The following is a 26915-nucleotide window of genomic DNA, read 5'->3' as shown; positions in this document are numbered from 1 at the left end:
TGAGATAGAAGACGCCCGTCGTGGCAGAGGTCCCAAGGGAGGGACGCCCCCTCCCAGAGAACGGAAGAAGACGCCCGTCACGGCAGAGGTCCCAAGGAGGGCCGCCCACTCCGAGAGCGGAAAACGGATACCCGGCGAGCGTTCGTGGGCGCCGCATCAGTCGGGTTCGGGGTGGGTGACGCGGCAGGTCTTGTCGGTGGGGCCGAGGATGTTGGCCAGGACCGGGTTGCCGTTCTCACCGAACTTCGCCTGGACGAAGATGATCGGGTTCGTCTCGCCGCTCTCCCTCAGGTACTGCAGGCCGCGTTCGCACAGGGTGATGGCTTGGCTGGAATTTCCGGCCGACTCTGGAAGGTCGGTGTATAGGCGGAGATATCCGCCTATGGTGCGGATGTCCTTGAGGCGTTTGGATGCCTTGTCGTCCGCGGGCCAGTGGGTGCGGAAGTATTCGGCTGCCTTCTGGTCGGTGTGCATCGAGGGGCCGTCCGCCTTGTAGTCGGACCCGTCGTCCCCGGTCGACGAATCTCCGAGCCACGAATCGACGGCCGACGGATCCACGGTGCCGCTGTCCGCGGGCGCTTCGGCCTGAGGGTCGCTCCCTGTCACGGAGCCCGGCGTGGCGCCGGCCGGAGGGGCCTTCTTCGAGGCCGGGGTGTCATGCGTCGAACCGCCTGAGCGCTGCGCGCCTCCGCCCAGTGGGGTGGGGGTGACGCTCATCGGGATGCGGGTCGCGCCGCCCTCCGCGAGGGCCTGGCCATGCTTTCCCGTTCCCCTGTGCGCACCTGAGCTCGTACCCTCACGCAGGCTCGGGTCCGCGGTCGCGCGGGTGTCCGCGCCTCCGCTCGTGTCCGATCGGGCTGTCAGCCCACCGGCGAGCGGGCCAGCGAGTGGACCGGCGAACAGGTCGTCCGTGCCCAGCAGCCCCAAGGTCGCTCCTGCCAGCACCAACGCCCCCGCCGACAACCCCAAGACCCACGGCCGCCGAGCCTTCGTACGACGCCGCCGCCCGACATGCCGTGACCTGCGCGGCGACCCGTGACCGGACGCCTCCCGGGTTCCCTCGCGACGCTCCGGGCGACCCGGTGAAGGCGCGTCGAACCACTCCCGACCCGGCGAAGGTGTGTCGGACCGCTCCCGTCCCGGCAGAGGCGTGTCCGACCTCCCCCGTCCCAGCGGGGGCATGTCCGACCGCGACTGACCCGACGGAGGCGCGTCGGACCGCGGTCGCCCCAGCGCAGACGTGTCCGGCCGCCCCCATCCCAGCGCAGGCGCGTCCGACCGCTGCCGTCCCGGCTTGATCCGTAGATCATCACGATCCGCCGCGTGTCGCCCAGAGGTGTGCCCTTCCGACCGCCGCACCCGGCCCGCCCCCTTGGAACGTGACACCCTCGCACCGCACAGGCAAGGGATTCCCACGATTGTGACAAGAAGCGGTAGATCAATTCAGTTGGATCCCCAAGTTGGGGCGCCTGTGAACAGGGAGGTTGGTGTTACGGAAGCGCCGCGATGAGCTCCTGAACGGGCTTGCGCACGCCTGTGTAGAAGGGGACCTCGATGCGCGTGTGCTCGCGGGCCTTGGCGCCCCGCAGGTGACGCATCAGGTCGACGATCCGGTGCAGTTCGTCGGCCTCGAAGGCGAGCATCCACTCGTAGTCGTTCAGAGCGAAGCAGGACACCGTGTTGGCACGGACGTCCGGGTAGTCACGCGCCATGTGACCGTGCTCGGCCAGCATCGAGCGCCGCTCGGCGTCGTCGAGGAGGTACCACTCCAGCGAGCGGACGAACGGGTAGACGCTGACGTACGCGCGCGGCTCCTCCTCGGCCAGGAAGGCCGGGATGTGGGACTTGTTGAACTCGGCCGGCCGGTGCAGCGCCATCGCCGACCAGACCGGCGCGCTGTGGCGGCCGAGCGCGGTGCGGCGGAAACGGGAGTAGACGTCCTGGAGGTCCTCGGCCGTCGGCGCGTGCCACCAGAACATGTAGTCGGCGTCAGCCCGGAACCCCGCCACGTCATAGAGGCCACGGGTCACAACGTCTTTCAGCGCCGCCTGTTCGAGCAGCTCAGTGACCTCGCCGGTCATGCTGTCACGGTTGGCGGGACAGGGGTCGGTGGCCTTGAAGACCGACCACATCGTGTAGCGGATCACCTGGTTCAGATCGCGGGCCTTCGGCCGCGGTGCGCCCTCAGTCATGGGTCCATTGTCCTTCCGGCGAGAGGTGGTCCAGAATCCGGGCCGCCGCCGTGCGGGCGGTGGAGACGCACGCGGGGATGCCGAGCCCGTCGTAGGCCGCGCCGCACACCGCCAGTCCGGGCTGTACGGCGACCGCCGCGCGGATGCGGGCCACCCGGTCGAGGTGGCCGACGTCGTATTGCGGCAGCGCCCCGCCCCAGCGCGAGACCCGGGTGTCGACCGGCAGCCCGCGTACGCTCATGACGTCACCCATCTCGGCCGTGGCCAGGGAGACGAGTTCGGAGTCGTCGCGCTGGAGCAGCTGTTCCTCACCGATCCGGCCGATGGAGCAGCGCACCACCACCAGGTCGCCGGCCAGGTGCGGCCACTTGACCGAGCTGAACGTCACCGCCTTGACCGGCCGCCGCTCGACCGGCGGGACGAGGTAGCCGCTGCCCGTCGGCGGTGTGGGGAAGGCGTCGACGGCGTAGGCGAGGGTGACGATGGCCATGCTGGCGTAGTCGATGCGGTCCAGCTCGGTCGCCGCCTTGGGCGCCTCGGCGCGCAGCAGCCTGGCGGCGGCGGGTCCCGGCGTGGCGACGATCACCGCGTCGGCCTCGATGACCTCGGGGCGCGGCACGGGGCCGGTCACGAGCCGCCAGCCGTGCTCGGTCCGGTGCAGCTCGCGTACGGTCACACCGGTCCTGATGTCGGCGCCCGACGCCTTGGCGACCGCTTCCGGCAGGCTGCCGATCCCGGTCCTGAGCGAGGTGAAGACGGGTCCCGCGTCGCGGGGCGCCTCCTCCACGATCTGCCTGGCCGCCGCGAGCAGCGAACGCTCGGAGCGCGCGGCGGCGGCGATCGCCGGCATCGTGGCCTCCAGCGACAGCCGTTCGGCCCGGCCCGCGTAGACGCCGCCGAGCAGCGGTTCGACCAGCCGCTCGAGCACCTCGCCGCCCATCCTGGCCCTGATGTAGGAGGCGACGGAGACGTCGGTGCGTACCAGCGTGGGGGGCAGGATCTGGTCCAGCGGCACGCGCGCCAGCCCGCCGGGCGACACGATGCCGGATCTGACCAGCTCCATCAGGTCGGCGGGCACACCCATGACCTGCCCCTTGGGCATCGGCCGCAGCGCGCCCCTGCTGTAGACGGCGGCGCGGGTGGTGCCGGGGTCCACCAGGTCGTCGCCGAGCCCGACGGCCTTGGCCAGCTCCTTGCCCTCGGGCCGCCTGGCCAGCATGGACTCCGCGCCGGCGTCGACGTCGATGCCCGCGACCTCGGAGACGAGCAGCTTGCCGCCGATGCGCGGGCTGCCCTCCAGCACGGTCACCTTCACGCGCTCGCCCGCGCCCTGTCTGAGGTGCCACGCCGCGGCCAGACCGGAGATCCCGCCCCCGATGACGACCACGTGCGCTTGTTTCCCTGCCACGCCTCCCGACGCTACCGCCTTAGGGACCCGACCAGCCCCTCGGGGGAGCCCCCCTTTGTGATCATGCTGGAGGCATGTGACCTGACCGTGACGCCGGTGGTCAAACCCGCGGGAGCCACCACCCGTCTTAGGTGCATGGAGAGATTCCGGTACGGCGTCGCGTTATCAGCCGCCTGCGCGATCCTGGTCCTGTCCGGCTGTGGCGGTAGCCAGTCGAACATCCAGTCCGACCAGGCCGGGGCCCCGGCGGTGGCGCCCGAAGCGGCGTCCGGCCAGACAGAGTCGAAGGCCGCCCAGGACAGCGCCTCCACCCCGCAACGAAGAGCCCCCAAGTCCGTCGAGAACATCGCCTCGAAGGTCAAGGTCACCCAGCAGGACCGCCAGGTCATCTACACGGCGAGCATGACCGTACGGGCCAAGGAGGTCACGGGGGCGGCGCTCCAGGCCAAGCAGATCGTCACCACGGCCGGCGGCTACCTGTCGAAGGAGGAGTCGAACTCGGCCGAGGGCAGCGAGGCCAGCGCCCTGCTGGAGTTCAAGATCCCGCCCGCCCGCTACGGCGAGGTGCTCGCCGCGCTCGGCAAGAACCTGGGCAAGCAGCTGTCGGTCCAGCAGGGCACCCAGGACGTCACGCTGCAGGTGGCCGACGTCAACAGCCGGTTGAAGTCGGCGCAGCAGGCGCTCGACTCGCTGCGTACGCTGCTGAAGAAGGCCGACACGATCGGCCAGGTGCTGCAGGTCGAGCGGGAGATCTCCGACCGCGAGGCCGACCTGGAGTCGCTGCAGTCACAGCAGAAGGAGCTGGCCACCCAGGTCGGTATGGCGACCCTCACGCTCCGGCTGGTCGGCCCCGTCGCGGTCGTGAACGAGCCGTCCGAGGAGCCCGCGGGCTTCCTCGGCGGGCTGAAGTCGGGCTGGAGGGGCCTGGTCGGGGCCGTGAAGGTCGCGCTGACGGTCGTCGGGGTGCTGCTGCCCTGGATGATCGTGGTCGTGCCGGTGATCGTTCTGACGGTCGTCCTGGCACGGCGGCGCCGCCCGGCACCCCCGGCGACGACCCCGGTGGAGACTCAGTCTTCGTGAACCAGGTCGGTCAGGCGCATGAGCTGGTCGGGGTCGGTCGAGGGCAGTACGCCGTGGCCGAGGTTGAACACGTGGCCCTCGGCCGCCTCGCCCCGGCGCAGCACCTCGCGCGCCTTGCGCTCGACGACCTCCCACGGGGCCAGCAGGATGGCGGGGTCGAGGTTGCCCTGCAGCGCCTTGCCCGGCCCCACCCGGCGGGCGGCCTCGTCGAGCGGCACCCGCCAGTCGACGCCCACCACGTCGGCCCCGGCCTCGCCGAGCAGGCCCAGCAGCTCGCCGGTGCCCACGCCGAAGTGGATGCGCGGCACGTCGAGGTCGGCCAGGCCGTCGAAGATGCGGCGGGTGTGGGGCAGGACGAACTCGCGGTAGTCCTCGGGGGCCACCGCCCCCACCCACGAGTCGAACAGCTGGACGGCCGACGCCCCGGCCCGGACCTGGATGCGCAGGTGCTCCAGGACAATGGCGCTGAGCCGGTCCATCAACGCGTGCCACAGCGCGGGCTCGCCGTACATCATGGCCTTGGTGCGGTCGTGGTTCTTGGACGGCCCGCCCTCGATGAGGTAGGAGCCGAGCGTGAACGGCGCGCCCGCGAAGCCGATCAGCGGCGTGGCGCCCAGCTCGCCGGTCAGCGCCTGGATCGCCTCGCTCACGTAGGGGACGTCGCCGGGCTCCAGCGGGCGCAGCGCGTCGATCCCGGCGGCGTCGCGGATGGGGTCGGCCACGACGGGGCCGACTCCCGGCTTGATGTCGAGGTCGATGCCGATGGCCTTGAGCGGCACGACGATGTCGCTGAAGAAGATGGCCGCGTCGACGCCGTAGCGGCGGACGGGTTGCAGGGTGATCTCGACGATGAGGTCGGGCGTCGCGCACGCGGTCAGCATGGGCACGCCCTCGCGAACCTTCAGGTATTCGGGCAGCGATCGCCCGGCCTGCCGCATGTACCAGACCGGGGTGTGCGGTGCGGGCTGACGGCGGCAGGCACGAAGGAACGCTGAGTCGGCGAGATTCACCCCTCAAGGGTCCCATGACCTCGGGCCGGTCCGTTCACCGGCGCGACGTGTCGGAAAAGTATGCATTGAACGACCAAAATCATGATCAGATAGCCAGATGGATGTTTACCGGTCGGCTCGGCATCGGCGCCCCACACGGGTCGAACACACCCCATGGGCGACCAGAAAGCCGGTCTCGTCTGGACCAAAAGTTGGCCAAGCCACCGCGCGGCATCGATTCAGCATCCACTTTCGGGACACGCCGAGCGCGTTGCGGCGAATTGTCAGCGTGCCGTGCCAACGTCGGAGCGACGACCCGAAGAAAGGCTCCGGTGCGATGACCGCGTTGTGGGGTTCCCCAGAACACCGCAGTGAGCACTGCGCTCCCTGCGCCGGCATGCGGCTGTTCGAGCAGCCTCCGTGTCTCGATGGGCACGAGCCGGGCGAGTGTCCGGAGTGGGCCTGTGTCGACTGCGGCCACGCGATCGTCCTAGGCGGGATCACCCTGCCGGTCCGTCAGCTAGCTATGGCATCGGTTTGATCGCGAACTATGAGCACCCCCGTGGTCCCCTTCCGCCCGTCTTCGACCTACGCTTCGGCTATGACCCTCGGTGAGCAGCCGCCGGCCCCCGCCTCCTTCAGGCGTGCGGTCGACAGCCTGCGCCAGGCCGAGGTCAGGCCGGAGATCGAGCTCGAAGACCTGCCCGCGCCCCAGCGGCTGGCCCCCTTCTCGGCCGCGATCGGCGCCTCGGTCTACCGCGAGGACGACGAACTCGCGGTCGGCAGGCTGATCCTGCTCTTCGACCCCGACGGCCAGCGCGGCTGGGAGGGTCCGTTCCGGCTGGTCGCCTATGTCAGGGCCGACATGGAGCCGGAGATCACCTCCGATCCCCTGCTCGGCCCCGTCGCGTGGAGCTGGCTCACCGAAGCGCTCGAGGCTCATCAGGCCGACTACTCCGCCGCTGGCGGTACCGTGACTAGAGCCGTGTCCGAGGGGTTCGGCAACAAGGCCGAAGACCCGGTCACCACCGAGCTGGAGCTGAGGGCGTCCTGGTCGCCCGCGCATGAGGATCTCTCCGGCCATGTCGCAGCCTGGTGTGATCTCATGTGCCTGGCGGCGGGGATCCCGCCGCTCCCTCCCGACGTGGCCGCCATGCCACGCCGACGTGAAGATCCGGAGAGTGACCGTACGAAGTGAGGGCACCAGTCAATACCGCACAAGCGTCATGAGAACGGTGATCTCATGACAGAAGAACGAACCGTCGTCCCACTGCTGGAGCCACGCGAGGGCATCCCGGCGGTCGTCGAAGATGGCGCCTCTTTGGCGCGCGTCGTCGCGGCCTTCCGGGCGGGCACCGGTCCCGTGGCCGTCGACGCCGAGCGGGCCTCCGGCTACCGCTACGGCAACCGCGCGTACCTGGTGCAGCTGCGCCGGGCGGGCGCGGGCAGCGCGCTGATCGACCCGATCGCCTGCCCCGACCTGTCGGAGCTGGACGAGGCCGTCTCGGGCGCGGAGATCGTGCTGCACGCCGCGTCGCAGGACCTGGCGTGCCTGCTGGAGGTCGGGTTCAGGCCGCGTGACATGTTCGACACCGAGCTGGCGGGCCGGTTGCTCGGCTACGAGCGGGTGGGGCTCGGCACGATGGTCGAGACCGTGCTGGGGCTGCGGCTGGAGAAGGGTCACTCGGCGGCCGACTGGTCGACCAGGCCGCTGCCCGACGACTGGCTGCGCTACGCGGCGCTCGACGTCGAGGTGCTGGTCGAGCTCCGCGACGTGCTCCACGGCGAGCTGGTGGAGAGCGGCAAGCTGGAGTGGGCGCGCGAGGAGTTCGCCGCCGTGCTCAACACCCCGCCGCCGGTCCCCCGCTCCGATCCGTGGCGGCGTACGTCGGGCATCCACAAGGTGCGCAACATGCGGGCGCTGGCGATCGTGCGGGAGCTGTGGACCATGCGCGACCGCATCGCCCAGGAGAGCGACCTGGCCCCCGGCCGGGTGCTGCCCGACTCGGCGATCGTCACGGCCGCGCTGGAGGTGCCGCGCACCAAGAAGGCGCTGACCGAGATCTCGGCGTTCACCGGACGCAGCGCGCGCCGGCACATGACCGACTGGCTGGCCGCGGTCAGCAGGGCGCGCGGGCTGCCCGAGTCCCAACTGCCGCAGCCGAGCACGCCCGGCGACGGGCCGCCCCCGGCCAACCGCTGGGCCGACCGCGATCCGGCGGCGGCCAAGCGGCTGGCCGCGGCGCGCGCCGTCGTGGCCGCGCTCGCCGACGAGCATCGGATGCCGACGGAGAATCTCCTGCAGCCCGACGCGGTCCGCAGACTCACCTGGGAGCCGCCGGTGGAGATCACCGACGAGACCGTGACCGACCGGCTGCGCGGGCTCGGCGCCCGCGAATGGCAGCTCTCTCTCACCGCCCATCCGCTCGCCAAGGCGCTGGCCCGGCTGGAAAGCAAGGGCGAGCTCTAGGTACGGCCCACTTGACGCCCCCACGGGGGCGGCCTTACCGTTCGGGAAAGCGCTTTCCGCGAAAGGATCCTCATGAGCGTGCGCACCATCGGCGTCGTGATGAACGGCGTCACCGGCCGGATGGGTTACCGCCAGCATCTGGTCCGATCGGTCCTGGCCATCAACGAGCAGGGCGGGGTCGTCCTCTCCGACGGCAGCCGGGTCAAGCTCAGGCCGGTCCTGGTGGGCAGGAGCGCGGACAAGCTTTCCCGGATCGCCGCCGAGCACCACATCTCCCGCTACACCACGGACCTCGACTCGGCTCTGTCCGACGACGACAACCTCATCTACTTCGACGCCCAGGTCACCAGCGCCAGGGTGAAGGCGGTGCTCAAGGCCATCGAGGCCGGCAAGCACATCTACGCCGAGAAGCCCACGGCCGAGTCCGTCCAGGAGGCGGTCGCGCTGGCGGAGGCGGCCAAGGCCAAGGGCGTCAAGAACGGCGTGGTGCAGGACAAGCTGTTCCTGCCGGGCCTGCTCAAGCTGAAGCGGCTCATCGACAGCGGCTTCTTCGGCCAGATCCTCTCGGTCCGGGGCGAGTTCGGCTACTGGGTGTTCGAGGGCGACTGGCAGGAGGCCCAGCGGCCGTCGTGGAACTACCGGGCCGAGGACGGCGGCGGCATCGTGCTCGACATGTTCCCGCACTGGCACTACGTGATGGAGAACCTGTTCGGCCGCGTCGAGTCCGTCTACGCCAAGGCCGTGACGCACGTTCCCCAGCGGGTCGACGAGCAGGGCAAGACCTACGCGGCCACCGCCGACGACGCCGCGTACGGCATCTTCGAGCTGGCCGGCGGCGTGATCGCCCAGATCAACTCCTCCTGGACCGTCCGCGTCAACCGCGACGAGCTGGTGGAGTTCCAGGTGGACGGCACGCACGGCAGCGCGGTCGCGGGCCTGCGCAACTGCCGCTTCCAGCACCGCGCCGCCACGCCCAAGCCGGTCTGGAACCCCGACCTGCCCGCCACGGCCCGCTTCCGCGAGGGCTGGCAGGACGTGCCGGACAACGCCGACTTCGACAACGGCTTCAAGATCCAGTGGGAGGGGTTCATCCGCCACGTGTGCGAGGACGCGCCGTTCCCGAACGACTTCGCCTCGGGCGCGCGCGGCGTGCAGCTGGCCGAGCTGGGCCTGCGTTCCTCGGCCGAGGGCCGCCGGATCGAGGTGCCGCACCTGTGATCATCGACCTGCCCGGCGGCGCGTACACGCTGCGCGAGCCCGTGACCTGGCCCGTCGTCGACGCCCCGGCGTCGAGCCGGGTCGTGTACGCGGCCGCGCACGTGGTGGCCGACCCGCTCGGCGACAACACGCCCGGCTCCCCCGCCGCCGTCGACTGGGACGCCACGCTCCGGTTCCGCAGGCACCTGTGGTCGTACGGCCTGCGCGTCGCCGACGCCATGGACACCGCCCAGCGCAACATGGGCCTGGACTGGGCCGCCACCAAGGAGCTCATCCGGCGCAGCGCCGCCGAGGCCCGCTCGTTCGGCGACCCCGCCGCGCTGGTGGCCTGCGGCGCGGGCACCGACCACGCCCCCGACGCCGCCGACCTGGGCGCGATCACCGCCGCCTATACCGAGCAACTGGAGACCGTGCAGGCCGCGGGCGCCGGGGTGATCATCATGGCCTCGCGGCAGCTCGCGCGGGTGGCGAGCGGGCCCAAGGATTACCACCAGGTGTACGGGGAACTGCTCGGGCGGGCCGAGCGGCCGGTGATCCTGCACTGGCTGGGCGAGATGTTCGATCCGCAGCTGGCCGGTTACTGGGGCTCCGCCGATGTGGCGGCGGCCACGGAGTCGTTCCTGGAGCTGATCCACGCGCACGCCTCGAAGGTGGACGGCGTGAAGGTGTCGCTGCTCGACGAGGAGCACGAGGTGGGACTGCGGGCCGCGCTGCCCGCGGGGGTCAGGCTGTACACCGGCGACGACTTCAACTATCCGTCGTTGATCAAATCGGGGTCGCACGCGCTGCTGGGCATCTTCGACGCGATCGCGCCGGCGGCGGCCGCGGCCCTGCGGGCGCTGGACGCCGCCGAACAGAGCACCGGCGCGGAGGCCGCCCGAAATCTCGCACTTTACGATGAGATCTTGGCGCCGACCGTGCCGCTGTCTCGGAAAATCTTCGAGACGCCGACGTACAACTACAAGACCGGCATCGTCTTCCTGGCCTGGCTGAACGGCCACCAGGACGCGTTCGCCATGGTGAACGGCGCCCAGTCGACACGCTCGCTGGTCCACCTGTCGGAGGTCTTCCGCCTGGCCGACCAAGCCGGGCTGCTGGCCGACCAGGAGCTGGCCGTACGGAAGATGAAGGCGCTGCTGGAGGTGAACGGGCTGTGAGCCTCTCCCTGAACCAGCGGACGACCAAACGGTGGTCGGTGGCGGAGGCCGTCGAGGGCTGCGTACGGCACGGTCTGGAGGCCGTGGGGCTGTGGCGCGAGGAGGTGGGCGAGCAGGGGCTGGCCGAGAGCGTCAAGCTGGTCCGCGACGCCGGGCTGCGCGTGTCGTCGCTCTGCCGTGGCGGCTTCCTGACCGCCCCCGCCGACCCAGCCCCCGGCACGAGCGGCCAGGCACTAGGCGGGACGGCCCGTCAGGCGGCGCTCGACGACAACCGGCGGGCCATCGACGAGGCCGCCGAGCTGGGGGCGGCCTGTCTGGTCATGGTCGTCGGCGGTCTGCCGGGCGTGCGGCCCGGCGAACCGCTGCCGGTCGTGCGACCGGGTGAACCGCTGCCGGCCGACCCCGACGGTGCGGCGCGGCCGTTCTCGCGTGATCTGGCCGGGGCCCGTGAGCAGGTGGCCGAGGCGCTGGAGGTGCTGGCCCCGTACGCCGGTGAGCGGGGCGTCAAGCTGGCGCTGGAGCCGCTGCATCCGATGTACTGCGCCGACCGGGCCGTCCTGTCGACGCTGGCCCAGGCGGTCGACCTGTGCCTGCCGTATCCGGAGGAGCAGGTGGGGGTGGTGGTCGACACCTTCCACGTGTGGTGGGACCCGCGGCTGTTCGAGGAGATCGCCAGGGCCGGCAGCCGGATCGCGTCATACCAGGTGTGCGACTACCTGCAGCCGCTTCCGGCGGACGTGCTGCTGGGGCGGGGAATGATGGGCGACGGGGTGATCGACTTCCCGCCGATCACCCGCGCCGTGGCCGCGGCCGGTTACACCGGGGACGTCGAAGTGGAGATCTTCAACGCCGACGTCTGGGCCGCCGACCCGGACGAGATCGTGGCCACCATGAAGCACCGCTACGCCCAGGTGGTGTCCGCCTGACCCGGCTGGGTCAAGCCGGGTCGTCCCGCGCCGCCTCTCCTGACCCCGACCGGGTCAGGCCGGGCTGGCGGCCGGTTCGTCCCGTGCCGCGGCTTCGTCAGCCGGGTCCGGCTCGTCGGCCTCGGAGATCGTCACCGTGCCCGCGGCTCCGTTCACGGTGATCTCCTGGCCGGTGACGATGCGGTGGGTGGCGTCCGGGACGCCGGCCACCGCCGGGATGCCGTACTCGCGGGCCACCACCGCGCCGTGCGACATGGCGCCGCCCATCTCCATCACCAGCCCGCCCGCCGTGAGGAACAGCGGCGTCCAGCCGGGGTCGGTCGACGGGCAGACCAGGATCTCCCCCGGTTCCAGGTGCGCCCCGACCGGGTCGAGCACCACCCTGGCGCGGCCGGTGACCGTGCCCGCGGAGGCGGCGCTGCCGATCAGCGCACCCTCCGCCGCGGGGGCCGCCAGGGCCTCGGGCTCGGTGCCGTCCGACAGCATGATCCTCGGCACGTGCCTGCGGCGTGACTCCCGCTCGTAGGCCGCCCGCCGCTCGATCACCGTCGTACGCAGGTCGCCCCCGTCCAGCGCCGACCGCGCCTCCTCGATCCGCAGGTAGAACACGTCGTCCGCCGCGTCCAGCACGCCGGTGGTCACCAGGTGCTCGCCGACGACCAGCAGGCTCCGCCGAATCGCGGCCAAGGTCTTCACCAGGTAGAACTTCGGCATCTCGCGTACCCCGGCGAACATCCGCGTCCGCCGCAGCCCGAACCGGGCGACGGCCCCACGGAGCGCGCCCTTGCGGCGAGCAGTCGCGACGATCCGCGCGACGGCCGCCTCGGCCTCGGCCGCTCCCCTGGCGAACAGCGCGTCGGGCGCGAGGTCGGCGCCGCCCTCCATGCGCAGGTAGTTGGCCAGGACGCCCAGGATGTGCGTCGGGTCCTCCGACCAGCGCGCGACGCCCAGGTCGATCTCGGCGATGCCGCGATGCCCGTACTTATCCAGAAAAGCAGTGATCCCCTGCTGGGCTTTCGGGGGCAGTTCGCCGGCCTTGAAGCGGCGTACGAGCTCGCTCACCGGCTCGTTCCTGAACGGTTCCGGCTCGATGCGCGTCGCCAGCGCCCAGAGTTCGAGGTCCATCTCGGTGGTCGGGTTGTTGGGGACGCTGCGGAGTACGTCCTGCATGTCGCTCATCGACAGGCCGGAGAGCTTCGAGGCCAGCGCGAACAGCCCATAGCCGGCGACCGCGATCGGCATGAGCGAGACGATCGCCGGGAACGTGGTGCTGAGCATCCGCTCCGCGTGGTCGAGCCGCTGGACGGGCGTGGCGGAGCCGGGCACCCGCAGCCGCCGGTCCAGCTCGTCGCCCATCCGCCTGGTGTAGGCGATCGCCCGATCGGGCCGGGTCAGCGCCTGGAACAGCCGCTTCGGGGCGTGTACGCGGCGGGCGAAGTTCGCCACCGCGCGGAAGAACGGGCGGCGCGAGGTGTGGATCACCGAGAACCGGGGATCCTCGAACAGGTCCGTCAGCACCGCCCCGGCCCTGGCCTCGCCCATCAGCAGAGCGCGCGGCATGATCGCCCGGCCCATCCGGCTGCGCACGGCCGTGGTGACGTCCAGCCAGACGCGCTCACCCGCCTCGAACATGAACGCCGCCCCATCACGCGCCCTGGCCGGGCCATAGCCGAACACCCCGGCGGCACCCGAGCTGAGCAGCTGGAACGCGGACAGACCCATCGGGGTCAGCGGCCCCATGACGCCCTGGGCGACGTTGATGGAGAAGTAGACCCGCAGACCCTGCCTGGTGGTCTCGGGCAGCGGATAGAGCGTGGTGATCGGCCTGGCCTGGGTGAGCCAGAGCGCGCCGTCGGCGTCGATGGCCCACTCGGTGTCCTGCGGCGCGCCGTAGTGGTCCTCGACGCGGGTGCCGAGCGCGGCCAGGTCGCGTACCTGCTCGTCGGTCAGGCAGAAGCCGTCATGGGCGGACTCGACGCGTTCCGTGCCGCCGCCGGGCAGGGCGCGGATCGTCAGCCGCTTGTCGCCCGCGTGCCGGTCGAGGATCTCGCCGCTCGCGGCGTCGACGACGAACCGGTCGGGGTTGACGGCGCCGGAGACCACGGCCTCGCCGAGCCCGGGGTTCGCGTCGATGACGGCCTCGTGCCTGCGTCCGGTGAGCGGGTTCGCGGTGAACAGTACGCCGGCCGTCCGCGCGTCGACCATGACCTGGACGACCACCGCCAGCCGTACGGAGGCGTGGTCGATGCCGTTGGCGTCGCGGTAGGCGACGGCGCGGTCGGTCCAGAGCGAGGCCCAGCAGCGGCGTACGGCCTCGAGCACGTCGTCGGCGCCGACGACGTTGAGGTAGGTGTCCTGCTGACCGGCGAAACTGGCGAACGGCAGGTCCTCCGCCGTGGCCGAGGACCGCACCGCGACCGGCGCCGCGTCCTGGTGCACGGTCTGACTCAGAGTGGTGTACGCCTCGCGGATCGACCGCGCGACGGCTTCGGGGATCGGGGCCCCCAGGAGCCGGGTCCTGGCGGCCTCCGCGAGCTCAGGGCCGCCGGTCGCGATGACGTCGTCCAGGCCCGCCGCCTGTGCCACCTCGTGGTACGCCTCGGTGGTGAGCGCCCAGCCGGGCGGAACAGGGAGCCCGGCCCGGGTCAGCTCACCGAGGTTGGCCGCCTTGCCACCGACTTCGGCCAGCATGCCGCCGTGGATGTCGGAAAAGTCCAGTGCCGTCGTCATCGGGTGTACTCCCACCGTTCAGCGTCTCGTTATGAGTTTCACGCTTTACGGCAAAGAATTCAACACTTGATGAACAGTGGCGTCGCTCACACCTCCAGCGGCACGCCGTCGAGGCCCCAGGCGGGGTCGGGCTCGATGCCGAGCAGGGCCAGCGCGGTCGGGCCGACGTCCACCAGCCTCGGGCCGCCGAGGCCGGGACCGCCCAGGTCCGTGTCACCCAGATTCGCGCCCCTGGGGTTCGCACCCCTGAGGTCCATGCCCCTGAGGTCCGGGCCGCCCAACTCCGTGCCGTCCACCTCCGGGCCGCTGGGGTCTGTGCCGCTGAGATCCGTGCCGCCCAGGTCCATGTCCAGGCGGGCGGCGATGACGAAGACCGTTCGCTCCTCGACAGAAGTGCCGCCGTGGCCGCCCTCGTCGACGTGGCCGTGGTCGGTGGTGACCAGCACGGTCCAGCGCTCGCCGGCGAACGTCGGCCTGTCCCGGATCACGTCGAGGAAGCGGCCGAGGTAGGCGTCCTGGGTGTGCAGCGCCTCGGTGTATTCGGGACCGTGCGGGCCGAGGTCATGGGCCACCTCGTCGGTCTCGCCCAGGTAGACGAAGGTGAGGTCGGCGCCGGTGTTCGCGAGGTGGTTCTCGGCGGCCTCGGTTACCTGCTTGTCGGCGGTCGGCCAGGTGATCGCGTAGCCGTCCAGGGCGAAGCGGGTGCCGATGGCCGGGCCGAACGCGCCGTGGTCCGCCAGCGCCGCCCAGGAGAAGAACGCCGCGGTGGTCAGGTCGGGACGGACCGTGTTGGCGCGCGTCAAGAAGTCCGGATATTTCGCGAATTGATGGCTGGTGAATGCGTTGTCCACAACGCCGTGCTTGTCGGGCCACACCCCGGTGGCGATGGACGACCATCCCGGCCCGGAATCGGTCCGGGACCTGATGACCCGACTGGAGGAGCCCTGATCCGAAGCGGCACTGCTGGAGGAGATCTCGCCCGAAGTGGCGGCATCCTCGCCCGAGGTGCCAGCTCCCCCGCCCCAAGCGGCGGTGCCCTCTGGGACGATCTCGCCGGGGGACTCGGTGCGGGGGGCGGCGGCCTCGCCGTACGGGAGCAGGCTCGTCCCATACGCCCCCGCCGACATCAGCCCGCTCAGCACCGGCGGCTCCAGCGCGACCAAGCGGTCGAAGCGCAGGCCGTCCATGCCGACCACCAGCACCTTGTCCCTCACTGAGCCCCTGGCTGGATCCCTCACCGGGCCGTCCGCTGAGCCCCTCGCCAGGTTGCTCGCTGGGTCCCACACCGGGTCGCTCGTCACTGCTACTCCCTCCTGAAACGCCGCACCCACTCGGCGGCCCCAGGCAGTATCTCCTCCACCGGCGCGACCTGGGGATACCAGGTGCGCTCCCACTCCAGCGACACCCACCCGGAGTAGCCCCACGAGCGCAGCAGCTCACCGGACTCGTCCAGCGGTACCGTGCCGCTCCACATCGGCACCGGCGTGGTGTCCTGGGCGGAGACCGCGTCCTTGACCTGGACGTAGGCGAGGTGTGGGCCGAGAAGGGCCAGGGTGTCGGCCGGGGACTCGCCGTGGCGCCAAGGATGGAGCAGGTCCCAGAGCGCGCCCGTGGTCTCCGGGCAGGCCGCCTCGTCGAGCAGTCGCGCGACTGCCGCGCCGGTGGCCATCTGGTCGTGCGTCTCGACGAGCACCCGCAGACCGAGTCCGGCGGCCGTGGCGGAGACCGCCTTGAGCCTGCGCGCTCCGATAGAAGGGTCCTCGCCACGCGGGAACACCCGGACGCCCGGGGCGCCGAGGTCGGCCGCGAGCGTCAGGTCCGCGACGAGCGCCTGGACAACGGGCTCGTCAGGGCCCGGCTCGCATACGCCGACATATCCGGCGAGCGCCGATATTTCCAGATCTGCGGCTTCGACCCGCTGCCGCACCGACGACCGCTCGTCCGCCGACAGACCCCGGTGTACGCCGGTGTCGGGGTGCAACCGCAGCTCCAGGCCCTGGCAACCCTGCGCGGTCGCCACCTCGATCGCCCTGTCGAGCCCGTCGCCCGGCATCCCGAGCGTGCTGACCGCCAGTTTCATCGCGTGCCCTCCCGAGCGACCGTCCCGCCTGTGCGGCGCCTCCCCTTTCGGAAGCGCCCCCTGTCCACGCCCTGAACGGCGCCCCTTCGGACGCGCCCCGTACGGCGCGTCCCCTGTCCACGTCCTGTACGGCGAGCTCAGCGCAGCGCCCGTACGCTCTCGCGCAAAACCACCTCACCCGGCACCTGCTCCACCGTCGGCTCCTCCTCCGCCGCCAGCGCCAGCTCAAGGGCGCGGGCGCCCATGTCCTGCAGCGGCAGCCGTACCGTGGTCAGCGCGGGCACCTGGTCGCGCAGCGTCGCGATGTCGTCGAAGCCGGCCACCGACACCTCGTCCGGCACCCGGATCCCCCGCTCACGGTAGGCGGCGAGCGCCCCCACGGCCATCACGTCGTTGACGGCGAACACGCACGTCGCGTCCCCCGTCTCCTGGGCCGCCCGGTAGCCGCCGTCGCGGTCGAAGGGCCCCTCGATGACGCGCGGCTCCGGCAGGCCGAGCTCGGCCAGCGCCGACACGAACCCGGCGCAACGGTCGCGGGCGGTCATCAAGCGCGGCGGCCCGGCCAGTACGGCGAAGCGGGTGTGGCCCAGCCCGGCCAGCGAGCGGGCCAGGGCGGCGGCGCCCTCGTGGTTGGCGGGCGCGACCGTGTCGACACCGAGCAGGTCCTGGCCCACGCACGCGGCCCGCCCGCCACTGGCCCGGTAGCGGTCCAGCTCGACGCGGAGTCGTTCGGTGACCTCAGGGTCGGCGACGCGGGAGCCGACCAGCAGCACGGCGCGTACGCGCTGGGCGTTGAGCGTCGCCACGTAGGCGATCTCCTGCTCGGGGTCGCGGTGCGTGGTGCCCACCATGACCAGCAGGCCCTCGCCGGCCGCGGCCCGCATCGCGCCGTCGGCCAGAGCCGCGAAGTAGGGGTCGGTCAGGTCGTGGACCACGATGCCGATGACGTTGCTCGCCCCGCGGGCCAGTGTCTGCGCCGCGATGTTGGCGCGGTAGCCCAGCTCGTACGCGGCTCGCTCGACGCGGGCCCGCAGGTCGGCGCCCACCTGGCGGGTGCTGCCGTTGAGCACCCGCGAGGCGGTGGCGAGTGAGACGCCCGCCTGCTTGGCGACGTCTTCCAGCGTGACCACGAGACCTCCCGGAAAGCGGTTTCCCAGTGTGCCAGACCGGCACCTGGGTCCGCATCCTTACACGTCTCGGGGCCGGCGCGACAGGAAGTCACCGCCGAAGGACTTCATCCCCACGGGAACAGGATGTCGAACAGGCCCTTCTTGGTCTCCGTCGGAGCCGGGGCCGGAGCCTGCGTCTGGACCGCCTGCGTCGGCTGGCTGGTCTCCTGCTGCTTGGCCGGCTCCTGCGTCGCCTGCTTCTGGGTGGTGCCGGTGTCCGTGTCCTTGATCGTGTCCTGCGTCGCCCTGGTGGCCCGGGTGCTCGGCTTGGCGGTCGGCTCGCCGATGCGCGTGCGGGTGGCCCGCGGCGAGGGGGTACGGGTGGCGCGCACCCGGGCGGCGGTCGGCGACGGGGCGGCGGTGGCCGACGCGGTCGGCTCCGGGGAGTCCGATTCCGTGGGGTCGGTGGCCTCCTCCTCGGTGTCAGTCGGTTCCGGGTCCGTGGGAGAGGCGGCCGGCGCGCTCACCTGCTCGGCGCTGGCGCACTTCCCGCTCTGGCACGGGTCGTCGGAGGACGTACCGGTCAGCATCCAGCCGGCCCCCGCGCCGAGCACGACGACCGCGACGGCCGCCATGAGCAGCACCTTGGTACGGCGGCGCACCTCCTTGTCGCCCTCGGCCTGGTGACCGCCCCCCTGGGAGCCGTCGGTCCAGCCGGAGCCGAGGAAACCGCGCTTGGGCTCCGCGGGCTCGTCATCGTCATAGGAGGACCCGTAGCTCTTGTCGAGCGGGAGATAGGCGTCACTCGGCTGGTCACCGGTGTAAAGCGGTCCGCTCGGCGCGTCGCCCGTGTAAAGCGGCCCACTCTGGGCGTCGCCCGTGTAGAGCGGCTCACCGGTGTCACCGGAGTAGAGCGGCACACCGGTGTCACCGGAGTAGAGCGGCTCGCCGGTGTCACCGGAGTAGAGCGGCCCACTCTGCGCATCGCCCGTGTAAAGCGGCCCGCTGGGCGCGTCACCGGCATACAGCTGGTCACCACCCGTGTAAAGCGAGTCCCCGTAGAGGGGGCCGCTGGCCGGGTCACCCGTGTACAGCTCACCCTCGGCACCCGTCGCGCGGTGCTGCCCTTCGGACGGCGGGATGTACAACTCGGGCGCGCCCTTGTCCGGCGGGAGAATGTAGGTCTCATTGCCCGAGACCACAATGGCCGGCTGCTCGTCGGTGTCGTCCGTGCTCCAGCGCGGAGACAGAACGTCGCCGGTCAGCTCCGGGTTCGCCGACCTGCCCTGCCCATCCTCATATGGCCTGTCGTTCTCGTCGCGCGCCACGATGGAACCTCTCTAATACGAATCTGGACCGCGACCCTTCCTAACAGACTTCTCCACCACTTGTCCGGAAATTTCACAGGATGCTCATAAATAACCTGGTGTCACAACTCTTATCTCCCGTTTCGGCGGACCCCCCGAGGGGTATGTCTGAAGGTTGCCTGCACATGACCACGCACCTGCTCCAGCCCTATACGCACGGTAACGGGACACGGCCCACCTAAAGCCAGCAAAGGCCGCGCATGGCGGCGCTGATCTCGGCCAGGACCGGAGTTTCGGTCCAATCGAGGGCTCCACCTAAAAGACCGGAATTCAGGACGCGGTCACGCGCAGTAACGAGATCATGACCCCTACGATCGAGGCCACACCCCCTCCCGGCGCCCTGGCGCTGACCGTTTTGCGCGCGCGGGCGCGCGCCGCGCGCCGGCCGGCGATCGTCACGCTCTCCGACTCGCTCGCGCCGATCGCCCCCCAATCGTCACGCCCCCCGGATCGCTCGCGCCGATCGCCTCCTCCCCATCGCTCGCCGAACGGGTCCCGGCGCGCGGACAGAGCCTGCCGCCGGCCGTACTCGCGCTCACGCTCTTCCCTCGCCGCGCTGGCGCTCACCCAGACCGTCTGGGGCGCGCGCGTGCGGGCCGTACGCAGACGCGAACGCTGAGTTGTACGCGAGCCGCCCAGGACGCCGCTGCGGGCGCTCAGCAGTCTCTCCGTCGGCCGCGGGCGGGCGGCGACGCTGTACGGTGCCACACCCGTTCCGCGAGTCGGGCCTGTACGGCTTCGCCGACGCGATGAGCCGGGTCACCGAGGCGCCGGCGTTGGCGGGTTCGGCGGCGGGCACGGACCTCGTCCGCGGCGTGGTTACTGACGAGTAGCATAGGCGCGGTAACTGCCGAGCAACGAGGAGCGAATCCGTGCCTTCCTCTCGTGACGTCGTGTTCGTCGACGGCGTACGCACACCTTTCGGCCGGTCGGGGCCCAAGGGCATGTACGCGGAGACCCGCGCGGACGACCTGGTCGTCCGTGTCATCCGCGAGCTGATCCGGCGCAACCCGGGGCTGCCGCCGGAGCGCGTGGACGAGGTCGCGATCGCCGCGACCACCCAGATCGGCGACCAGGGCCTGACCATCGGCCGCTCGGCGGCGGTGCTGGCCGGGCTGCCCAAGACCGTGCCCGGCTACGCGATCGACCGCATGTGCGCGGGCGCGATGACCGCGGTGACCACGGTCGCGGGCGGCATCGCGTTCGGCGCGTACGACGTGGCCATCGCGGGTGGTGTCGAGCATATGGGCCGTCACCCGATGGGCGAGGGCGTCGACCCGAACCCGAGGTTCCTGTCCGAGCGCCTCGTCGACCCGAGCGCCCTGGTGATGGGCATGACGGCCGAGAACCTGCACGACCGCTTCCCCACGATCACCAAGGACCGCGCCGACGCCTACGCGGTGTTGTCGCAGGAGAAGGTGGCCAAGGCGTACGCCGACGGCCGGATCCAGCCCGACCTGGTGCCCACGGCGATCAGGACGGCCGAGCGGGGCTGGGGCCTGGCGGTCGAGGACGAGGCGCCGCGCCCCGGCACCACGCTGGACGGGCTGGGCGCGCTCAAGACGCCGTTCCGCGCCCACGGCAACGTCACGGCGGGCAACTCCTCGGGCATCAACGACGGCGCCACCGGCTGCGTCGTGGCCGCCGCCGAGACGGCCGCCGAGCTGGGCCTGGCGCCGAAGATGCGGCTGGTCTCCTACGCCTTCGCCGGAGTGGATCCCGAGGTGATGGGTGTGGGCCCGATCCCGTCCACCGAGCGGGCGCTCCGCCTGGCAAATCTCGATATTTCCGATATCGGGCTGTTCGAGATCAACGAGGCTTTCGCCGTACAGGTGCTGGCCTTCCTGGAGCACTTCGGCATCGCCGACGACGACCCGCGGGTGAACCCCTACGGCGGCGCCATCGCCTTCGGCCACCCGCTGGCCTCCTCGGGCGTGCGGCTGATGACGCAGCTCGCGCGGCAGTTCGGCGAACGTCCCGATGTTCGCTACGGCATCACCACCATGTGCGTCGGCATGGGCATGGGCGGCACCGTGATCTGGGAGAACCTGGCATGAGCAACCTCGAGACCTGGCGCTCGCTGCTGACCGAGCGCGACACCGGCGAAGTCGTCACCAAGGCCCTGGTCCGCGACGTCGAGCTGCCCGGCGGGGCCGGCACGATGGCGCTCATCACCCTCGACAACGGCTTCGACCACACCAAGCCCAACACCTTCGGCCCGCACGGGCTGTTCGCGCTGAACGGCGCGCTGTCCGAGATCGCCGCCCGCACCGACCTGGCCGCCGTGGGCGTGACGGGCAAGCCGTTCGTCTTCGCGGTCGGCGCCGACCTCAAGGGCGCGGCGACCATGACCTCGCGCGAGGAGGCGCGGGCCATCGGCGCGCTGGGGCACCACGTGTTCCGCCGCCTGGGCGAGCTGCCGATCCCGTCGTTCGCGTTCGTCAACGGCGCGGCAATGGGCGGCGGCCTGGAGGTGGCCCTCCACTGCACCTACCGGACGATCTCCTCGGGCGTCCCGGCCATCGCGCTGCCCGAGTGCTTCCTCGGGCTGGTGCCGGGCTGGGGCGGTACGCAGCTGCTGCCGCACCTGATCGGCCCGGCCCGCGCGATCAAGCTGATCATCGAGAACCCCCTGTCGCAGAACCGGATGCTCAAGGGCGCCCAGGCGTTCGAACTGGGCGTCGCCGACGCGATGTTCGAGCCGGCCGACTTCCTGGAGGAGTCGCTGCGCTGGGCCGCCCGAGTGCTCACTGGCGACACCGTCGTGGCGCGCGACTCGTACGCCGACGACGTCTGGGACAAGGATGACTGGGACAAGGCGGTCGCCGACGCGCGCTTCCTGGTCGACATGAAGCTGCGCGGCGCCTCCCCCGCGCCCTACCGGGCGCTCGACCTGGTCGCCCTGGCCCGTACGGCCGCGCGCGACGAGGGCTTCGCCGCCGAGGACGAGGCGCTGACCGACTTGCTGATGGGTGACGAGCTGCGGGCCGGGCTCTACGCCTTCGACCTGGTGCAGCGGCGGGCCAAGCGCCCGGCGGGCGCCCCCGACGCCGCGCTGGCCCGCAAGGTGACCAAGGTCGGCGTAGTGGGCGCGGGGCTGATGGCCTCGCAGATGGCGCTGCTGTTCGCCCGCCGTCTGGAGGTGCCGGTCGTGCTGACCGACCTCGATGAGAACAGGCTCGGCAAGGGCGTGGGGCACGTGCACGCCGAGGTCGACAAGCTGCTCGCCAAGGGCCGCGTCTCGGCCGACCAGGCCAACCGGCTCAAGGGGCTGGTGACCGGCTCGCTGACCAAGGACGCCTTCGCCGACGCCGACTTCGTCATCGAGGCGGTCTTCGAGGAGATGTCGGTCAAGCGGCAGGTGTTCGCGGAGGTGGAGGCGGTGGTCTCGGCCGACTGCGTGCTCGCGACCAACACCTCCTCGCTCTCGCTGGCCGAGATGGGCGCCGCGCTGGAGCGTCCGGAGCGGCTGGTCGGCTTCCACTTCTTCAACCCGGTCGCGGTGATGCCGCTGCTGGAGATCGTCAAGGCGCCCGCGACCGACGACGCGACGCTGGCCACCGCCTTCGCCGTGGGCCGGACGCTGAAGAAGTCGTCGGTGCTGGTGAAGGACGCTCCGGCGTTCGTGGTGAACCGGCTGCTCACCCGGTTCATGGGCGAGGTGATCGCCGCGGTCGACGAGGGCACGGCGCTGGAGGTCGCCGAGCACTCGCTCGACGACCTCGGGCTGCCGATGACGCCGTTCGCGCTGCTCCAGCTCGTGGGGCCGGCCGTCGGCCTGCACGTGGCCGAGACGCTGCACGCGGCCTTCCCCGAGCGCTTCGGCGTCTCGGCGAACATGGCCAAGCTGGTCGCCTCCGGCAAGCCGGGCGTCTATCTGCCCGACTTCTCGCTCGACCCCGAGGCGGTGGCGCTGTTCGCGGGCGGCTCGGCACCGTCCACCGCCGCCGAGGTACGGCTGCGCGTGCTGCGGGCATTGGCCGAGGAGATCCAGATCATGCTGGACGAAGGCGTGGTCGCGGCGGCGCAGGACATCGACCTGTGCATGATCCTCGGCGCGGGCTGGCCGTTCCATCTGGGCGGGATCACCCCGTACCTGGACAGGTCGGGTCTGGCCCAGCCGCGCTTCCTCCCGCCCGGCACCGCCTCCGTGCCCGCCTGAGACGGGCCGGCTTGACCGAATCTTGGGAGGCCCGTCCGGCGGGCCTCCCAAGGTCTGACCATCCGTCACGTAGTGTGTTCGCCGCGCTACGAACGGAGAAGATCCATGATGAGAGCAGTCGGCACGATCGCGTTGTGCGGAGTCGCCCTGGCGACGGCGACCCCCGCACTCGCCGAAACGGCCCCCAAGTCGACGCTGAAGATCGTTGTCGTGGTGGACGACCTGCCGAAGGGGGCCACCCTCACCTGTGACCCCGACGGCGGCAGCCACCCCACCCCCGCCGCGGCCTGCGACCTGCTGCGGAAGGTCAAGGGCGACCCGAGCAAGCTGAACGTGGTGCCCAATCCAGCGTGCACCGACGAGTACCAGCCGCACACCGTCGTGGTGGTGGGCAAGTGGCGCGGAACATCGCTGCGATGGACTTACGTCTTCTCCAACTCCTGCCGGATGAAGGCGGCCGGCGGAGCGGTCTTCACCGTCAGACCGCCGGCCGCCTGACCGCCGAGGGGTGGGCGCCCCGGGCGCCTACCCCTTCGGGCCGGTCACCTGGACCCGGCTGTGGCGGTAGCCGTAGGCGAAGTAGAGCACGGCACCGATGATCAGCCACACCAGGAATCGCAGCCACGTCTCGACCGGCAGGTTGAGCATCAGGTAGAGGCAGGCCAGCACCGACAGGATCGGCAGCAGCGGCACCATCGGCGTACGGAAGGCCCGGTGCAGGTCCGGCTGTGTACGACGGAGCACGATCACACCGGCCGAGACCACCACGAACGCGAAGAGCGTCCCGATGTTCACCAGCTCGGCCAGCGCGCCGAGCGAGATGAACCCGGACAGCGCCGTGGTGACCAGCCCGATGATGATCGTCAGCCGGGCCGGCGTGCCGAACCTGGGGTGGACCTTCGCCAGCGCGCGCGGCAGCAGCCCGTCGCGGCACATGGCGAACAGCACCCGGCTCTGACCCAGCATGAGGATCATCACCACGGTGGTCAGGCCGGCGATCGCGCCGATGCTGATCAGCGTGGCCGCCCAGGACTGCCCGACCGCGGTGAAGGCGTCGGCGAGCGGCGCCTTCTCGCTCAGCTTGTCGTAGCGCTGCATGCCGACCACGACCAGCGACACCGCGACGTACAGGACGGTGCAGATGGCCAGGGAGCCGATGATGCCGCGCGGCAGGTCGCGCTGCGGCCTGATGGTCTCCTCAGCTGCGGTGGCGACGATGTCGAAGCCGATGAAGGCGAAGAACACGATCGCGGCGGCCGAGAAGATGCCGATCACGCCGAAGGCGACGGGCGTGATGCCGAACAGCACCTGGATCAGCGGCGCCTTCAACCCCTCGACCCCCGGCGTGGACACCGGCGGCGGGATGAACGGCGAGTAGTTGGCCGAGTTGATGAAGAACAGCCCGGCCACGATGACGAGCAGGATCACCGCCACCTTGATGGTGACGATGACCAGGTTGACCCGCGACGACAGCTTGATCCCGGCGGTCAGGACGCAGGTGAGGATCAGCACGATGACCATCGCGGGCAGGTTGACCACGGGGCTCTCCCCCGCCATCCACGCGGGCAGCTCGAGGCCCACCGAGGACATCAGCGACGCGAAGTAGCCCGACCAGCCGACCGCCACCACCGCCCCGGCCAGCGCCATCTCCAGCATCAGGTCCCAGCCGATGACCCAGGCCGGGAACTCGCCCAGCGTGGCCAGCGAGAAGGTGTAGGCGGACCCGGCCACGGGGATCGACGAGGCGAACTCCGCGTAGCACAGTGCCGCCAGACCGCAGACGACGGCGGCCACGATGAAGGAGAGCGCCACCGCCGGACCGGCCGTCTCCTTGGCCACGCGGCCGGTGAGAACGAAGATGCCGGTGCCGACGATGACGCCGATGCCGAAGACCGTGAGGTCGACTGCGGTCAGTCGCTTTCGCAGCCGATGCTCGGGGGCTTCGGTGTCGAGGATCGACTGCTCGACGCTCTTGGTGCGAAAGATGTCCACACCCAGCGGTGTTCCCCCGCCCCGGGTGATCATTCCTGTCCGGGGGGGTGACCAGGGCGATCAGCGCGGCGGGGGTCTGACCCACGCGATCAGCGCGGCGCGGACTGGCTTTCGAGCGGGCTGCTCCGCTTGGCGATCGCCTCGGTGATCTCGCGCGCCAGGTCCTGGCCGGTCAGCCCGATCTGGCCGAGGATCGCGGCCCGCTTGGCGTGGTCGAGGAAGCGCTGCGGGATGCCGTAGCCGCGTACGGGCACATCCACGTCGGCGTCGCGCAGCAGGCGGGACACCGCGTCGCCGACGCCGCCCACGCGGCCGTTGTCCTCGACGACCGCGACCAGCTTGTGGGCGCTCGCGGCGGCCACGAGCGCCTCGTCGAGCGGCTTGACCCAGCGCGGGTCGACCACGGTCGCCGAGATGCCCTGCGCGTCGAGCAGGAGGGCGGCGTCCATGCAGATCCGCGCCATCGGGCCGACGCCCACCAGCAGCACGTCGGGCTCGCCCGCGCGCAGCACGTCCATCGTGCCCAGCTTGCCGACGGCCTCGATCGGCTCGGCGACCGGGCCCTTGGGGAAGCGCAGCATGGTCGGGCCGTCGGAGACCTCCACGGCCTCGCCGAGCAGCTCGGTCAGCCGCTCGCCGTCGCGCGGCACGGCGATCTTCAGGCCGGGGACGACCTGGAGGATCGACAGGTCCCACATGCCGTTGTGACTGGCGCCGTCGTCGCCGGTGACGCCCGCCCGGTCGAGCACCACGGTGACGGGCAGCCGGTGCAGGGCCACGTCCATGAGCAGCTGGTCGAAGGCCCGGTTGAGGAAGGTCGCGTAGACGGCCACGACCGGGTGCATGCCGCCCAGCGCCAGCCCGGCCGCGCTGGTCAGGGCGTGCTGCTCGGCGATGCCGACGTCGTAGATGCGCTCGGGGTAGGCCTCGGCGAAGGCGGCCAGGCCGGTCGGGTGGAGCATCGCGGCGGTGATGGCGACCAGGTCCTCGCGGTCCTTGCCGAGCCTGACCAGCTCCTCGCTGAACACGTTGGTCCAGATGCGGCCCTTGGGCTTCTCCGCGCCGGTGGCCCGGTCGAAGGCGCCGGGCGAGTGGAACTGGTCCTCGTCGTGGTTCTCGGCCGGTGAGTAGCCGCGGCCCTTCTGGGTCAGGGCGTGCACGATGACCGGGCCGCGGAAGTCGCGGGCCTTGCGCAGCGCCGCCTCCATGGCCTGCTCGTCGTGGCCGTCGATCGGCCCGACGTATTTCAGGCCGAGGTCCTCGAACATGACCTGCGGGGCCAGGACGTCCTTGACGCCCTTCTTGATGCCGTGGAGCGCGTCGTAGAGCACGGGAACGTTCCCGATCTTGTCTTTGACGTATTCGAGCATGTCCTCATAGCGGCGGTTGACCCGCAGCGAGGACAGGTGGGAGGCCAGGCCGCCGATCGTCGGCGAGTAGGAGCGGCCGTTGTCGTTGACGACGATGACCAGCCTCAGGTCCTTGCCCGCCGCGATGTTGTTGAGCGCCTCCCAGGCCATGCCGCCGGTCAGCGCGCCGTCGCCGATCACCGCGATGGCCGTGCGGTCGTGCTCGCCGCGCAGCTTGAACGCCTTGGCCAGGCCGTCGGCGTAGGAAAGCGCGGTGGAGGCATGGGAGTTCTCGACGAAGTCGTGCTCGGACTCGGCCTGGCTCGGGTAGCCGGACAGGCCGCCCTCCTGCTTCAGCGCGCCGAAGCCCGCGGCCCGGCCGGTGAGCAATTTATGAACATACGACTGATGCCCGGTGTCCCAGACGATCGGGTCGTTCGGCGAGTCGAAGACGCGGTGCAGCGCGATGGTGAGCTCCACCACACCGAGGTTGGGGCCGAGATGGCCGCCGAAGCGGGCGCAGCAGTCGACGAGCAGGTCACGGATCTCCGCCGCTAGCTGCGGCAGCTCCTCTGCATCCAGGCGTTTGACGTCGTGTGGTCCCTTTACCGAGCCCAGCAACCCGCTCACGGATGCGATCCCCTCTGCTCCTGTGCGCTAACCCGATCGAGTCTAGTTCGTGCCTG

The 26915-nt window shown here is 71.0% G+C and carries 22 protein-coding genes; 10 read left to right on the top strand and 12 right to left on the bottom strand.

Annotated elements, in window-relative coordinates; genetic code table 11:
* Positions 1-156: 156 nt before the first annotated feature.
* The 3 genes from AB0L53_RS14360 to hemG all read right to left on the bottom strand — a co-directional run bounded on the left by AB0L53_RS14360 (position 157) and on the right by hemG (position 3600).
* Positions 157-927, bottom strand: a complete 771-nt coding sequence (locus AB0L53_RS14360; RefSeq protein WP_363993298.1) for a hypothetical protein — start codon at positions 925-927, stop codon at positions 157-159.
* Between the two features lie 563 nt (positions 928-1490).
* Entirely contained in the window at positions 1491-2192 is a 702-nt protein-coding gene (gene hemQ / locus AB0L53_RS14355) for a hydrogen peroxide-dependent heme synthase (protein ID WP_358549034.1), read from the bottom strand.
* Entirely contained in the window at positions 2185-3600 is a 1416-nt protein-coding gene (hemG, locus tag AB0L53_RS14350) for a protoporphyrinogen oxidase (RefSeq protein ID WP_363993297.1), read from the bottom strand. The genes hemQ and hemG overlap by 8 nt, the downstream gene beginning before the upstream one ends.
* A gap of 135 nt (positions 3601-3735) precedes the next feature.
* Between hemG and AB0L53_RS14345 the strand changes: the two genes are divergently transcribed.
* On the top strand, positions 3736-4680 hold the full coding sequence (locus AB0L53_RS14345; protein WP_363993296.1) for a DUF4349 domain-containing protein: 945 nt from the start codon (positions 3736-3738) through the stop codon (positions 4678-4680).
* Here the strand turns inward: AB0L53_RS14345 and hemE are convergent.
* Positions 4668-5618, bottom strand: coding sequence for a uroporphyrinogen decarboxylase (gene hemE, locus AB0L53_RS14340; protein WP_363993653.1), 951 nt, complete (start codon positions 5616-5618; stop codon positions 4668-4670). The two genes, AB0L53_RS14345 and hemE, sit on opposite strands and share 13 nt — an antisense overlap.
* A gap of 652 nt (positions 5619-6270) precedes the next feature.
* On the opposite strand from hemE, the gene AB0L53_RS14335 reads away from it, so the two are divergent.
* From AB0L53_RS14335 to AB0L53_RS14315, 5 genes are all read left to right on the top strand, one after another.
* Positions 6271-6867: a DUF3000 domain-containing protein gene (locus AB0L53_RS14335; protein ID WP_225289305.1), complete on the top strand. Its 597-nt coding sequence runs from the start codon at positions 6271-6273 to the stop codon at positions 6865-6867.
* 45 nt (positions 6868-6912) lie between these two features.
* Entirely contained in the window at positions 6913-8139 is a 1227-nt protein-coding gene (locus tag AB0L53_RS14330) for a ribonuclease D (RefSeq protein WP_363993295.1), read from the top strand.
* Positions 8140-8211: 72 nt separating this feature from the next.
* Positions 8212-9357, top strand: coding sequence for a Gfo/Idh/MocA family oxidoreductase (locus AB0L53_RS14325; RefSeq protein ID WP_363993294.1), 1146 nt, complete (start codon positions 8212-8214; stop codon positions 9355-9357).
* Entirely contained in the window at positions 9354-10514 is a 1161-nt protein-coding gene (locus tag AB0L53_RS14320; RefSeq protein WP_363993293.1) for a dihydrodipicolinate synthase family protein, read from the top strand. Before AB0L53_RS14325 ends, AB0L53_RS14320 begins: the two co-directional genes overlap by 4 nt.
* Positions 10511-11440, top strand: coding sequence for a sugar phosphate isomerase/epimerase (locus AB0L53_RS14315; protein WP_363993292.1), 930 nt, complete (start codon positions 10511-10513; stop codon positions 11438-11440). Before AB0L53_RS14320 ends, AB0L53_RS14315 begins: the two co-directional genes overlap by 4 nt.
* Positions 11441-11494: 54 nt before the next feature.
* Here AB0L53_RS14315 and AB0L53_RS14310 read toward each other — a convergent pair whose 3' ends face one another.
* The 6 genes from AB0L53_RS14310 to AB0L53_RS14285 all read right to left on the bottom strand — a co-directional run bounded on the left by AB0L53_RS14310 (position 11495) and on the right by AB0L53_RS14285 (position 19434).
* A complete protein-coding gene (locus AB0L53_RS14310; RefSeq protein WP_363993291.1) occupies positions 11495-14170 on the bottom strand; it encodes a PEP/pyruvate-binding domain-containing protein in 2676 nt (891 codons plus the stop codon).
* 86 nt (positions 14171-14256) lie between these two features.
* Entirely contained in the window at positions 14257-15384 is a 1128-nt protein-coding gene (locus AB0L53_RS14305) for an alkaline phosphatase family protein (protein ID WP_363993290.1), read from the bottom strand.
* An 89-nt stretch (positions 15385-15473) separates the two neighbouring features.
* Complete coding sequence (locus tag AB0L53_RS14300) at positions 15474-16250, bottom strand: sugar phosphate isomerase/epimerase family protein (RefSeq protein ID WP_363993289.1); 777 nt, start codon at positions 16248-16250, stop codon at positions 15474-15476.
* Between the two features lie 137 nt (positions 16251-16387).
* Positions 16388-17380, bottom strand: a complete 993-nt coding sequence (locus tag AB0L53_RS14295; RefSeq protein WP_358549061.1) for a LacI family DNA-binding transcriptional regulator — start codon at positions 17378-17380, stop codon at positions 16388-16390.
* Positions 17381-17484: 104 nt separating this feature from the next.
* Positions 17485-18687, bottom strand: coding sequence for a hypothetical protein (locus AB0L53_RS14290; protein WP_363993288.1), 1203 nt, complete (start codon positions 18685-18687; stop codon positions 17485-17487).
* A gap of 309 nt (positions 18688-18996) precedes the next feature.
* Complete coding sequence (locus AB0L53_RS14285; protein ID WP_363993287.1) at positions 18997-19434, bottom strand: hypothetical protein; 438 nt, start codon at positions 19432-19434, stop codon at positions 18997-18999.
* On the opposite strand from AB0L53_RS14285, the gene AB0L53_RS14280 reads away from it, so the two are divergent.
* The 4 genes from AB0L53_RS14280 (at position 19428) to AB0L53_RS14265 (ending at position 23386) form a co-directional block, all read left to right on the top strand.
* The gene (locus tag AB0L53_RS14280) at positions 19428-19559 is read left to right on the top strand and encodes a hypothetical protein (protein WP_363993286.1); all 132 of its coding nucleotides are present in this window, start codon (positions 19428-19430) and stop codon (positions 19557-19559) included. The two genes, AB0L53_RS14285 and AB0L53_RS14280, sit on opposite strands and share 7 nt — an antisense overlap.
* 39 nt (positions 19560-19598) lie before the next feature.
* Positions 19599-20783 (top strand): thiolase family protein, encoded by a 1185-nt coding sequence (locus AB0L53_RS14275; protein ID WP_357940958.1) that lies wholly within the window; start codon positions 19599-19601, stop codon positions 20781-20783.
* A complete protein-coding gene (locus tag AB0L53_RS14270) occupies positions 20780-22888 on the top strand; it encodes a 3-hydroxyacyl-CoA dehydrogenase NAD-binding domain-containing protein (protein ID WP_363993285.1) in 2109 nt (702 codons plus the stop codon). The genes AB0L53_RS14275 and AB0L53_RS14270 overlap by 4 nt, the downstream gene beginning before the upstream one ends.
* A gap of 105 nt (positions 22889-22993) precedes the next feature.
* A complete protein-coding gene (locus AB0L53_RS14265; RefSeq protein ID WP_363993284.1) occupies positions 22994-23386 on the top strand; it encodes an SSI family serine proteinase inhibitor in 393 nt (130 codons plus the stop codon).
* A 27-nt stretch (positions 23387-23413) separates the two neighbouring features.
* On the opposite strand, the gene AB0L53_RS14260 is transcribed toward AB0L53_RS14265, so the two are convergent.
* On the bottom strand, positions 23414-24880 hold the full coding sequence (locus AB0L53_RS14260; RefSeq protein WP_363993283.1) for an amino acid permease: 1467 nt from the start codon (positions 24878-24880) through the stop codon (positions 23414-23416).
* A gap of 89 nt (positions 24881-24969) precedes the next feature.
* On the bottom strand, positions 24970-26850 hold the full coding sequence (gene dxs, locus AB0L53_RS14255) for a 1-deoxy-D-xylulose-5-phosphate synthase (protein ID WP_363993652.1): 1881 nt from the start codon (positions 26848-26850) through the stop codon (positions 24970-24972).
* Positions 26851-26915 lie beyond the last annotated feature (65 nt).

The organism is Nonomuraea sp. NPDC052129, assembly GCF_040680095.1.
Lineage (GTDB): Bacteria > Actinomycetota > Actinomycetes > Streptosporangiales > Streptosporangiaceae > Nonomuraea.
The sequence above is the reverse complement of the archived record's forward strand: the minus strand, read 5'-3'. Positions and strand labels throughout refer to the sequence as shown.